Source organism: Asanoa siamensis, assembly GCF_016862555.1.
Taxonomy (GTDB): domain Bacteria; phylum Actinomycetota; class Actinomycetes; order Mycobacteriales; family Micromonosporaceae; genus Asanoa; species Asanoa siamensis.
Genome location: NZ_BONE01000055.1, coordinates 41,760 through 53,785, shown reverse-complemented (window position 1 = coordinate 53,785; position 12,026 = coordinate 41,760). Strand labels below are relative to the sequence as shown.

14 protein-coding genes are annotated in these 12,026 nt (G+C 67.3%); all 14 read left to right on the top strand.

Features of this window, described 5'->3' with window-relative positions:
• Positions 1–636: 636 nt before the first annotated feature.
• Positions 637–1,539 carry a hypothetical protein gene (locus Asi02nite_RS28625; protein ID WP_203717090.1) on the top strand — a complete coding sequence of 301 codons (903 nt, stop codon included), beginning with the start codon at positions 637–639 and terminating at the stop codon, positions 1,537–1,539.
• Positions 1,540–2,435: 896 nt separating this feature from the next.
• Positions 2,436–3,038, top strand: a complete 603-nt coding sequence (gene folE / locus Asi02nite_RS28620) for a GTP cyclohydrolase I (RefSeq protein ID WP_203717089.1) — start codon at positions 2,436–2,438, stop codon at positions 3,036–3,038.
• Positions 3,039–3,043: 5 nt separating this feature from the next.
• A complete protein-coding gene (queC, locus tag Asi02nite_RS28615; RefSeq protein ID WP_203717088.1) occupies positions 3,044–3,757 on the top strand; it encodes a 7-cyano-7-deazaguanine synthase QueC in 714 nt (237 codons plus the stop codon).
• Positions 3,758–4,138 (top strand): 6-pyruvoyl trahydropterin synthase family protein, encoded by a 381-nt coding sequence (locus Asi02nite_RS28610; RefSeq protein ID WP_203717087.1) that lies wholly within the window; start codon positions 3,758–3,760, stop codon positions 4,136–4,138. It begins immediately after the preceding gene.
• Positions 4,139–4,143: 5 nt separating this feature from the next.
• Positions 4,144–4,851, top strand: coding sequence for a 7-carboxy-7-deazaguanine synthase QueE (locus Asi02nite_RS28605; RefSeq protein ID WP_239127188.1), 708 nt, complete (start codon positions 4,144–4,146; stop codon positions 4,849–4,851).
• Between the two features lie 160 nt (positions 4,852–5,011).
• Positions 5,012–5,800 carry a reverse transcriptase family protein gene (locus tag Asi02nite_RS28600; protein WP_203717085.1) on the top strand — a complete coding sequence of 263 codons (789 nt, stop codon included), beginning with the start codon at positions 5,012–5,014 and terminating at the stop codon, positions 5,798–5,800.
• 15 nt (positions 5,801–5,815) lie between these two features.
• Entirely contained in the window at positions 5,816–6,379 is a 564-nt protein-coding gene (locus tag Asi02nite_RS28595) for a formylglycine-generating enzyme family protein (protein WP_203717083.1), read from the top strand.
• Complete coding sequence (locus tag Asi02nite_RS28590; protein WP_203717076.1) at positions 6,376–6,840, top strand: hypothetical protein; 465 nt, start codon at positions 6,376–6,378, stop codon at positions 6,838–6,840. Before Asi02nite_RS28595 ends, Asi02nite_RS28590 begins: the two co-directional genes overlap by 4 nt.
• Before the next feature lie 3 nt (positions 6,841–6,843).
• A complete protein-coding gene (locus Asi02nite_RS28585) occupies positions 6,844–7,884 on the top strand; it encodes a glycosyltransferase family 2 protein (protein ID WP_203717074.1) in 1,041 nt (346 codons plus the stop codon).
• Positions 7,881–8,813 (top strand): radical SAM protein, encoded by a 933-nt coding sequence (locus tag Asi02nite_RS28580; protein WP_203717072.1) that lies wholly within the window; start codon positions 7,881–7,883, stop codon positions 8,811–8,813. The genes Asi02nite_RS28585 and Asi02nite_RS28580 overlap by 4 nt, the downstream gene beginning before the upstream one ends.
• Positions 8,810–9,391 carry a phosphoribosyltransferase gene (locus Asi02nite_RS28575; protein WP_203717070.1) on the top strand — a complete coding sequence of 194 codons (582 nt, stop codon included), beginning with the start codon at positions 8,810–8,812 and terminating at the stop codon, positions 9,389–9,391. Before Asi02nite_RS28580 ends, Asi02nite_RS28575 begins: the two co-directional genes overlap by 4 nt.
• Positions 9,388–10,488: a glycosyltransferase family 4 protein gene (locus tag Asi02nite_RS28570; RefSeq protein ID WP_203717068.1), complete on the top strand. Its 1,101-nt coding sequence runs from the start codon at positions 9,388–9,390 to the stop codon at positions 10,486–10,488. The genes Asi02nite_RS28575 and Asi02nite_RS28570 overlap by 4 nt, the downstream gene beginning before the upstream one ends.
• Complete coding sequence (locus Asi02nite_RS28565; RefSeq protein WP_203717066.1) at positions 10,488–11,360, top strand: 5'-3' exonuclease; 873 nt, start codon at positions 10,488–10,490, stop codon at positions 11,358–11,360. Before Asi02nite_RS28570 ends, Asi02nite_RS28565 begins: the two co-directional genes overlap by 1 nt.
• Positions 11,354–11,971 (top strand): PIG-L deacetylase family protein, encoded by a 618-nt coding sequence (locus tag Asi02nite_RS28560; protein ID WP_203717064.1) that lies wholly within the window; start codon positions 11,354–11,356, stop codon positions 11,969–11,971. The genes Asi02nite_RS28565 and Asi02nite_RS28560 overlap by 7 nt, the downstream gene beginning before the upstream one ends.
• The last annotated feature ends 55 nt before the right edge of the window (positions 11,972–12,026 follow it).

Sequence of the window (12,026 nt, the reverse complement as noted above, 5' to 3'; positions counted from 1 at the left end):
GTCGCGGGCCGCGCAGCCCCCACCGCGCGCCCGTGCTCCGGGCCGGAACCCGAGGGCCTGGACCGGCACCACACGCTCGTGTCACCTCCACGGCACGGACGTGCGGCGCCGACAGTGTGGTGCGCCGCCGCCCACAAACGCCCCCCACGGCGGCGCACCACACCCCCCACGCCCGACTACCGCGCTCCCGGGCAGGGCACGCCCGTCGTCCCGGGCCATGACCACCGCCCGACCGGGGCCGATCACCGCGAGCCGAACACTGAACCGGCGTCGCCGAAGCGGTGTGTGGCAAGGCAAGGACCGCACGTGCCCCACACATCGCTCGAACCCGGCCAGGTGTTGTGGATCGACCGGCCCGCGAGTGTCCAGTTCGCCCAACGCCCGTTCGCGTTTCTGCTCCTCGGCGTTCATCGGTGGAGCACCTACACCAATTGGCGTTGGTTAGACGGTTGGGAGTTGTCCCCGCAGGGCCGCATCGTGCAGCGGCGGTCGATCTTCGTCCAGATCGCCGGCCTCCAACCAGCGCCCGCCAACCACCTTCGTCCGGAACCACGGGAGGTCATGGCAGCGATCACCTGGCCGAGAACCGAACCTGACGCACCCCGGCGCACCCGATAACGGCGGAAGGGCACGCGGATGACCACCACTACCGGCGAACCCGCCACCCACACACATTCCCATCCGACCACCAGCAGGAAGGTGATCGCAGCCGCGGATCTCGCAGCCGCCCAGGATGGCCCGGCCGCGATCACACCGCCTGGGCCTGGGCAGTCGTACTGCGACATCGAAGCGCTGCCCGACGGTGTGCGGGTCAGATGCCGCCGTGTGCCCCTCGAACCCGGAATCGTCCTCACCCACGACCAGTGGGTCGAACTTCGCAGCAGGCTTGTCAGAGGCGAATTACCCGATTTCGCCGTCGAACTCCGGAACTCCTGGGTCACTCGAATCGCCCCACCCGGGCAAGAACACCACGCGCTTTACCTGTGGCGCGACGAGATCGCCGCGCTCGCCCACGAACTGCGAACGGGGCACCGAGCCCAGGCCGCCCACACCACGGAACGATCCATTGCCGATGGCGCGGCAGAGGGTCGGACGCCCCGGCGATGGGGGTCGTCGCCGGCCGCCGCAGCGGCTCCCACGCCGCGCGTCAATGTCACGCACGCCGTGACGGATAAGCCGGCGCCTGACGGGCCAAGCCATCAGGACGCAGGCCCGGCGGCGTTGAACCTTTCGCTGGCGCAGGCCGAGTTGCTCACCGCGATCGACACCCACACACACGCCAGGATCGTCGACCGAATCGTCCGAGTCGGCGGGCGCCGCTACTCCATGCGCGACCTGTACACGCTACGCACCGCCAAACTCATCAAGCCATCTCGAGACGGACGCGGCCTACGCGACCGCAAACGCTTCGAAATCACCGAACGCGGCGCCGCCGAAGCCCGCCACCGCACCGCCCATATCGGACATGCCACCAGCCCACCAACCGAGGCCGGCAGTAATGCCAACCAGAGATCGTCCACGGACGGGACGGGCCGATGATCACTAGACGCACCCCCACGACAATCCGCCCGAGAGCCGGCGGCTGGGGCGTCCACCGCGAAGGCCGCGAATGCACCGTCACCTCCCTGACGCCCAACGAATCATCCATCCGTCTCAGCCGCGAACAGTTCGTGGAACTCACCTGGGCAACTCTCGCGAGAACGTGGCCGGCATACGTCCACTGGTCACCGGACCAATCGTGGGCAGCTGTGCACTCCGCCATCGACGGCGCGGTGCTCTGGTGCGACCAGGCCCAGATGAACATCGTCCGCACCCAAATCATCGACCACGTCCGCGACGCCCTCACCCGAGCGCACGAGCAAGAACGACGGCGGATACTCCGCCACCGCCTCCGGTCAACCCTCCGTCGTCATCCAGCCAACATCCAGAAGCGGCCGCCTTGACCCCGAGGCGCCTGCCAGAACCGTCGCCAGCGAGCCGCTAAATGGCGTCGCCGTCGATTCGCCGAAGTGCAACTGGCCGCGAAGTGGGCAGGGACCGCCACGACGGTTGCGGGTTTCAAGCCCTTGGCCGAGATGGCTTGGCGGACGGACCGAGAAACTCGATCCTGGCGACTGTCAACGCTGATGTCGATGCGGGTAGTGGCCTGCTCATCGACTGGCTCTTCGCCGACGACGCGATGGCGTGCCACGTAATCGCGGACACCTACCGGGCCCCACATCCCAGACCTGGCGAGCCGAGGTCCTCAGACCATTGGCTACTGACGGCCGCGTTCAGCTCTGCAGACCACCTGAACTACATCTCTTCAGCGAGGCGCGCCCAACGGCCTTCCCCTGAGCGCCACCGAACCCTGCCACACGGGTTGCAGCGCCAGACGTGAACCCATAACGGACTCCGCAGCGCTACCGCTCGGACCTTCACAGGAGGAGCCCCACATGACCGTCGCTCAAACCGAGGCACCCACAGACGTCGCGGCACCGGACGCTTCCGGAGTCGATGGCGCTGTCGCATCGGCGGAGTCATTGCTATCCATGCTCGGCATCGACTACGACACGGAACACACACGTCGCACGGCAGAACGAATGGTCGCGTCCTACCGGGAGTTGCTGACCCCTCGGCCGTTTGAGGCCACCACATTTCCCAATGACGAGCAGCACCTCGATTGGGTCATTAGCCGGGCGGTGCCGTTCGCCTCGTTGTGCGCACACCACATGCTCCCCTTCATCGGCACTGCCACCGTCGGTTACCAGCCAGGAGCGCGACTGCTGGGCTTGTCGAAGCTCGCTCGTGTCGTGGAGATGTTCGCCTGCCGTCTGCAAGTTCAGGAGGATCTAACTCAGCAGATTGCCGGCTGGCTGGATGAGACGTTGCCCGACCACGGCGGGGCAGGAGTTGTCATCACCGCCGAGCATCTGTGCATGACTCTGCGAGGGGCAGCGGCTCGGGGCGCGACAACGGTCACCACGGCCTGGCGCGGCGAACTCGCCCGCAGTGCATCACTCCGGGCGGAGTTCCTTGCTCTGGCAGCGGACCGGTGACCGCCATGACCGAATACCACGACCTGGTGAGACCGAAGGTCACGCATGCGGTGACGATCCTCTCCGGCGGACTCGACAGCACGGTCCTGGCCTACCTGCTGCACCGCAGCGGAACCCGATTGACCCTGCTGTCCTTCGACTACGGCCAACGACACCGCACCGAGCTGTCCTACGCCCGCCGGACTGCCAGGGCACTGGGCGCCGAACACCATGTGGTCGACCTGAGTGGCGTTTTACCGCTACTTACCGGCTCGGCGCTGACCGACCGCACGGTCGACGTTCCCGACGGCCACTACACCGACGAGGCGATGCGGGCGACCGTCGTGCCGAACCGCAACGCCATCATGCTCGATATCGCGGTGGCACGAGCGGTCTCGGCCGGCGCGGATGCGGTGGCGTTCGGCGCTCACGCAGGTGACCATCCGATCTATCCCGACTGCCGACCGGTGTTCGTGCAGGCGTTCGAGCAGATGGCGGTGACCGCGAACGAGGGGTTTGCCGATCCGCGGTTTCGGGTCTTGGCACCGTTCATGGCGGAGGCCAAGTCCGACATCGTCAGGGTCGGAGCACAACTGCGCGTGCCGTTCTCCGACACCTGGTCCTGTTACAAGGGCGGTGGGGTGCATTGCGGCACCTGCGGGACGTGCGTGGAACGCCGAGAAGCGTTCGAGCACGCCCGAATCCTCGATCCGACCGAGTACGGTGCGGGGGTGGGGTAGGTGTATCGGATTGGCAAGGAATTCCGGTTCGAGGCCGCGCATTCATTGCCCGGCCTGCCAGAGGGCCACAAGTGCGGCCGGCAGCATGGGCACAGCTACACCGTCGAGGTCACGCTGGTAACAGCCAGCGAGCTGGCCGATCCGGGATTCGTGGTCGACTTCGCCGGACTGGCCGGGCTCGGCGCCTATCTCAACGAGTCCTTCGACCACCGCGACCTGAACGCGGTGCTTGACGTGCCGGCGACCAGCGAGAATCTGGCCCGCCACCTCTATTGCTGGTGCGTCGAACATCTCGACCTGCCCGCCGCCGTTGCGGTGGAACGAGTTCGGGTGTCGGAGACAGCGTCGACGTTCGCCGAGTTCGCGCCAGCTCTGTCATGACCCCGTTGACCGTCCAGAGCCCGCCGGTGCTGGTCGCGGAGGTGTTCGGGCCGACGTTGCAGGGGGAAGGGCCGAGCTGCGGCCAACAGGCGTTGTTCGTGCGGTTGTCGCGCTGCAACCTGTCCTGCCCTGGCTGCGATACTCCCTTCACCTGGGACAGGTCGCGGTATGACCTTCGAGAGCACACGCGGCGCTACTCCGCGGCATCACTCGTTTCCTGGGTGTTGGAGCACCCGACGCCGCTGGTGGTGATCAGTGGTGGCGAGCCGCTCCTCCAGCAGGACCGCATCTTTCCCGTGGTGGCCGCGTTGACGGCTGCGGGACGGCGGGTCGAGATCGAAACGAACGGCGCCGTGACTCCGTCGCCTGAGCTCGTGGCTCAGGTCGCGGCGTTCAACGTCTCACCCAAGCTGGCAGCTTTCGCCAGCGAGCGGGATGCCGACCGTCGGATCAATCCGGCCGCGTTATCGACGCTGGTCACCTCTGGGAAAGCCGTGTTCAAGTTTGTGGCCAGTGGGGTTGCCGATCTTGAGGAGGTCAGCGACCTGGTGACGCGGTTCGAGCTGGCCCCGGTGTGGGTGATGCCCGAAGGTTCGACCAGCGAGGTCATCGTGTCCCGGATGCGGGAACTGGCGGATGCGGTGGTGGCCCGTGGCTGGAACCTCACGACGCGGCTGCACGTGCTGCTGTGGGAGGACGCTCGTGGCCGCTGACATCGTCTCGCCGGGTGGGCTTGGACGGGGCCGTCGTTCCCGCCGTACCGGGCCGCGCGTGTGGGGTAGCGGCCCTTCAGAGGTGCGGTTTGGCGGGATCGTTCCTGCCGTCCAAGCACCCTCCACGATAGAGCATCGTCCGCCGGCCGCGCACTCCCTGATGCCGTACCTCGTCGACCTTCGGCACCTGATGACTGCCGCACGGCTGTGCATGCGTCGTGCAGCAGCTCCCGGCGTTGACGGGCTCACCTGGGCCGGCTACCGGCAGGGGCTACGTGACCGGCTAACCATCCTCGCCGAGCGGCTCCGGTCCGGCGAATGGACACCCCACCCGTCCCGCGAGGTCGGCATCACCTCGTTCGCCGGCAAGGTGTTCACCGCGGCGATCCCCACGGTCGAGGACCGCATCGTGCACCGAGCGATTCGGCTCGCACTCGAACCGATTCTAGAACACCGCGTGCTGCGCGACTGGGTGTCGGCGTACCGGCCCGGTCGCAATCGAATCACCGCATTGCGCCAAGCCGATGAACATGTCCGTGCGGGACGAGCGTGGCTCGCGGACATCGACGTCGCTGGAGCCTCGGCCGGCGGTGACACAGAGCAGTTCGTCGGCTGGCTCGCCGAGCACGTCACGGACGGGACATTCCTCGCGGTGTTCCGCCGTGCCCTGCTCGGGCTCCCCACGCCCCTGGTGCCCGGTAGTGGACTGTGGCCGGTGCTTTTCCACCTGCGACTCTCGCAGGTCGACACGATCCTCGACGGCCGACCGTTGATCCGGTTCGCCGACAACTACATCGCCTTCACCCGCAGCCGAAGCCATGCCGCCGAAGCGTTCGACGCGATCACCGCCGCGCTCGCCCATGTCGACCTGGCACCGAACGCACGCAAGAGCAGCATCCGGCCACCGCACCTCGCCAACCCGGAAGACCTTTTCCTCATCGACGGATGAAAGAGGTGTTGCCTAATGCCCGAATCCGCAGCCGAGACGGTCTGCTGGGTGTTCGTTCCCGGCGGGACCTGCCGCTATGGCGACGCCGCCAAACCCCGCGCGGTCGCTGACCTGCTCGTCGCTCAGACAACGCTGACGCTGCCTCAGCCAGGTCAAGGCGCTCTGCCGGTCACGGCCATCGATCACGCGGAGGCCGAGGGCCTGGCGGCCGAGATCGGCGGGCGGTTGCCCACGTCGGTCGAGTGGGAGTGGATAGCCGCGGGGCCAGATCGCCGACCGTACCCATGGGGCGAGCAATCCTGGACGCCCGACAGAGCGGTGCTGACCGCCGAGGGCTGTACGCCGCCCCGGCCGCAACCGGTCGGCCAGCATCCTGCCGGAGCCACCCCGCACGGTGTGCTCGACCTCGCGGGCAACGTCTGGGAATGGACGGCGAGCCGGGTCATGGGCGGCGGCCACATCATCCGCGGCGGGTCGTACGCCTCCAGACCGCTCTACGCCCGGACAACGTTCCTCAACGCCGCGCCCGCTGAACGTCGCAGCCCCGGCATCTCCGTTCGGCCGGTGAGAACCGCATGAGCCGACAACCCGCCGACCCCACCCGACACCTGGTCCTCGTCGGCTGCTCGGCCGAGAAGACTCCAACGCAACAAACCCTGGCCGCAATCGACCTCTACGACGGTGGATGCATACCGCCATTGCGGGTGCGCCTGGGTCAGGAACCCCGGCTCCGCGCACGCGTGCGGTTCCTCTCCGCACAACACGGCCTGATCACGGCCGACACCCCGCTGCGCACCTACGACCGGCCCCTCGACCCGGCCCGCGCCGCCGAGCTGCGCCCAACGGTGTGGGATCGGCTGCAAACCGAGCTGCTAGAGACCGGCATGCCAACCGACATTCTCGTCATGGCCGAGCCGCTCTACCTCGTCCTCATCGCCGATCTGCTCGCGGCCCCTGAACGGCCGCGCGTGCACTGGATCCCGGACCACGCCCACGGTTGGCCACACGCCGCCGCCATCCTCGACCACTGGAAGTGGTAGCCCATGGCCAAGCCCCTCGCGCAAGTCATCGCCGCCCAGGACAACGACCACACCACCATCACCCGCGACTTCCAAGAGCGCACCGGGCTCGACTGGCACGCGCCCACCCCGGCCCACCTCGCGACTGACAGCCGGCTCAGCGTCGTGATACCAACTCGCAACAACACCCACAGCCTGCCGACGGTCCTCGACGCGCTCGCCGCACAGACCACAGCTACCGAGGTCGACGTCGAGGTGATCGTCGTGGACGACGCGTCCACAGACAGCACACCGCAGATCATCGCGGAGCATCCGGCCGTTGATCGAGCAGTACGGCTCGCCAGCCACATCGGCGGTCCAGCGGCCCGCAACGTCGGCGCGTACCTGGCCAGCGGAGACACGCTGGTCCACATGGACGCGGACATGGTCCTGACCAACCACGTTCTCGCCGACATCGCCGTCCGCGCCCGCCCTGATGCGGTACTGGTCGGCTTCCGGCACAACCTGACGCACCCTCTCGGCACCGACAATCGACCGATCCTTCCCACCGGGGAGCCGGATTTGGAAGCCGACCACCGTGTGCGATGGAGAGCGCCCGCCGGTGTGCCGATGTTCTACTCGGGCCAGGTCTACGACACCGAGTTCATCGGTCACCCGCTCGATGACACCCGCGACTTCATCGACCTGGGCAACGGCCGCACCTATCACGACTGGGACCTGCCGCGCATGGTCGTGACCGCGCTCGTGGCCGTACCCCACGCCGCCTTCACGGCGGTCGGCGGTTTCCACCCCGGTTTCAGCGCCGAGGGGTGGGGCTGCGAGGACACGTACCTCGGGGCCGCCCTCATCGGCCAGGGCTGCAAGGTCATCCCGCTGCGGCAGGCCCGAGGATGGCACCTGGACCCGCCCGACGCCGACACCGCGTGGAAAGCCAAGTTCGCGACATTCCCACCCCGAGTTGCCCTGCTGCGGCACCTGCTGACCCAGCCCGCGCCGACCGCCGGAGAGGAAGACCTGACCCGCCGGGCCACGGCCCTTATCCGAGAGGCGACCACGCTGACATGAGACGCGCCTTCGCCGCCAACTGCTGCTTGGTCCACGACCCCGCCACCGGGATGACCCACCGCGCCCCCGACCCGCAACCCAATGGTCGCCTCGAGCTGGACGACACGATCGTCCTCTCCTGGCCGGTTGTGGCACCGGCCGACCTGGACCGCCGCACACCCGCGAGCGTGTGCTGGTCGCCGATCGTGCGGTGCAATCTGCACTGCCCTCAGTGCCTCGATGACACCACCGTGTCGGAACTCTCCGCCGTCGAGCGTCACCGGATCGCCGGCGTACTGGCGGACGCTGACATTCTCGGCGTCGACATCTCCGGCGGCGAGCCGCTGCTACTGCGCGACCTGACACAGCTTCTGTCGATCATCCGCAATGGTCGGCGCAGTGTCGTCTCGGTGACGACCAACGGATGGCATCTTACCCGCCGCGCGCCAGAGCTAGCCCCCTACCTGGATGCGATCCGAGTCAGTATCGATGGCCCTGACCAGGCACGTCACGACGCCATCCGAGGCATCGGCAGCTTCGCCCGAGCTGTCAACGGCATCCGCGCCGCAATCGCCGAGGGCATCCCCGTCCAGATCCAGGCCGTGCTCATGCGCCGAACCGCCGGAGACCTCCAGGACCTGGTCGACCTGGCGCACAGCATCGGCGCGGGCGGCTTCACGGCCTTGCAGATGCTGCCCATCGGGGCCGGCGCAGCCCTTCCCACAGAGATGCTTTCCGACGACCACGCTCGGCAGTTGCTCGCCGCGCTCCGAGTGCCGACAGGACTGCGCGTCAGGTTGCGCACCCGGACCACGGCGGGCAACTTCACCGTCATCCGGGCCGACGGACGGGTATGGCGCAACACCCCTACCGCACTGAGTATCGGCGGGCTCCACCCTTTGCTCGGGGTTACAGATCTCGTCCTGACCACCAGGGACGGCACAGCATGACCGACGACATCGCCACGACCCCGAGACGGTTCCGCCACGATCGCCTCCTCGTCATGACCCTGCCCGCATACGAGCAATCCATTCAACTACTCGCCGCCGCTGCCGAGACCCGGTTCGCACCAATCAGCGCGATCATCGCCATCGCCAACGGCGGGCTCGCCCCCGCCAGTGGAATCGCAGGCGTTCTTAACCTCCCGAACTACCGCCTCACCGCGAAACACAACCCCACCGACGCGATCTACACCGAGGCCACCGGCCATGTCACGCACGACCTGAGCACCCTGTCCGCCGAGCTCAACGGCCACCAGCTCAGCGGCACCGTCCTGCTCGTCGACGACATCTGTGGCAGCGGAGCAACCTTCGCCTCCGTGCTACCCGCGCTAGATCCCTACCTGCGGCGCGACGCTGTCGTGCGGACCGTGGCACTGTGCCGCAACGCTGGCACCAGCCTCGATCCGGACCTGTGGGCATGGACGGTGGACGACTGGGTCTGCTTCCCCTGGGAACCAACCACGGCCGCACCACCCGCAGCCACAATCGAGGAGCTGCCAATCCTCGAGCAACTGGAACCGGCATGACCACCGTCGCGTTCATCCTGGTGTCCTGGCGGCCCGACGTCCCCGCCGGCATGGAGCGTGCCGTTGCCGCGCACGCCGCCGGGCTCGTGGCGGCCGGACACAAAGCCGTCATCGTCACCGCCGATCCAACCGCACCACGCTCCTACCGCGGCGCGACCGTGGCTATCCTCAGCACGCTCACTGGGGCCTTCCCCTGCGATGACGACACCCTCCGGGCTGCGATCCACAACAGCACCGACGCGATACGAGAGCAGCTCGTCACCATCTTCGCCCGTGAACGCGTCGAGGCCGCAGTCTACGTTGACTCGCTCTGGGGGCTGGGCAGCATCATGCCCGCGCACCAAAAAGTCCGAAACATCCTCGCGGCACACGTTGTCGGCCACCACACCGACCTTCACACCGCGCTCGCCCTCGAACCCGCGGCGGTCATCGCCCCATCCGCGACGGTTCTAGCGCAGGCCGCCGAACGCGGCTACCACAGCGCCGATTGGACGATCGTCCCGAACACGCTGCTTGCCGACCCCGCACCGCAACCGCAACGCGTCCGCGACCAACTTCACCAACACGGCCCCATTCGCGTGCTCGCCCGACTCGGCCCGGAAAAAGGCGTCGCCGCCCTGCTCGCGCCCCGCAACCAACTCGACCGTCCCATCGAGGTGGCGTTGGCCTCGGCCCCATTCGAGAAGGCCACCGGCAGCCAAGACGAGGTGCTTCGCCGATGTCAGGCACTCGCCGCCAAAGCGCCCGGCGTCACCATCCGAGCCGGCTTGAACTGGGACGACGTGCTGCCCTGGCTCAGCGCAGCGAGCATCGTCATTGTGCCCTCCCACGCCGAGACCTTCGGCCTCGTCGCGCTCGAGGCCATGGCCGCCGGAACACCGGTCATCGCACACGATGTCGGAAACCTACCGGACCTCATCCGCGACGGCGGGGCCATCGTGCCCCGCAGCCAGGGCTCGGCTGCCCTCTGGCGCGCCTCCCGTCAACTGCTGAACGACGCGGTAAAGTACCGACGAACATCACGGGCCGCGTACTACCGCTCGCGGGACTATTGGCCCGCCCTTGTCGCTAACCAACTGTTAAAGGTGGTGAGCTGATGGGCGGTAGAGTCCTGCCCTCCGCGCCGCAAACGCCCCCGCTGCTCCTTGTTGACGGGCACAACCTCCTCTGGGGAGCGACCTTCGGGTTCCCCGCCGAAATCCGATCCCGCGACAAGACCCGCCTGCTCACCGGTCTGTTCGGATTCTTCGCTCTCCTGCGCGTCGCCATCCGAGAAGATCTGTCCGAACCACCCGAAGTCATCGTCGTGTTTGATGGCCAGTACGGCAGCACCGACCGCCAACTGATCGACCCTTCATACAAGGCCCAACGCCCCACCGACGCTGCCGCACTCGCCCCGATCCAGTTCCTACCCGACGTCAAACGCGGTCTCGACCACTGCGGCATCACCTGGACCGAACTCGACCACGCAGAAGCCGACGACGTCATCGCCGCCCTCGTCCACACCACCCCACCCTCGCGGCAAATCCTGCTCATGTCCCGAGACCGCGACTACTACCAACTCGTGACCGACCGCGTCAGCGTCCTCAATACCAAAATGCGCTCCGGCCACCGCCACATCGGCCCCGCCGAGGTCTACGCCCGATACCAAGTCACCCCAACACAATGGGCCGACTACCGCGCCCTGACCGGAGACCCCGCAGACAACATCCCCGGCGTTCGCGGCATCGGGGCCAAAACCGCCGCCGCCCTCCTCGCCGACGGACTCACCCTCGACAAGCTCCATGAAGCAGGTCGTCTCACCAGCGGCCGAGGAAAGGCCGTCCGAGACCAGTTCGAGCTCGCGCTCAAATGGCGCGACATGATCCGCCTCGACCACACCACTGCCGTGGCCGTTGTTCCGACGCAGCGAGCCAGCCCGGACCTTCCGCGTCCAGCCGACGTTGTCGAGGCCCTCGATCTATGGTGACCTCACCCGTCCTGCTGACTGTGATGGCCCACCCCGACGACGCCGAACTCTGGGCGGGCGGCACGATCGCCCGCCACATCCAGACTGGCGGGACAGCCACAATCGCCGTCCCAAAGCTTGACCCGACCCGGACCGCTGAGGCCACAGCCGGAGCGCGGATCCTCGGCGCGGACCTCTACCTCCTTGACCAACTGACGGCCGCTGCCATCAGCACACTGCTGACCGAGGTCCGGCCCGACATCGTCATCACACACTCGACCGACGACATCCACCCCGAGCATCGCCGGTGCGCCGAACGCGTCCTCGCCGCGCTACCCGAAATGGTCATCGCCACCGGGCACCCAAGCCGGGCCTACCACTGCGACGGCTACAACAACCTCGGCCAACGTGGTGTACCACTCGACCTCCCCACCATCATCGACATCACTGACCAATGGCAGATTAAGATCGCCGCGCTGCAATCTCACAATTCGCAACCGATTCGCAACCACTTTGGGCCAATGGCCGAAAGTCTGGCGCGGTTGCACGGACTACGGATCGGTAAGTCTCACGCCGAAGCGTTTCACGTTCTGCCCATTCTGGGACGCGTGCCTGCTGCAAGCGGTCTCTAAGCTTGAGCTTTAACCTGCGGTGGGGTGGTATCGACCCCGGCTGATCATGCGGACA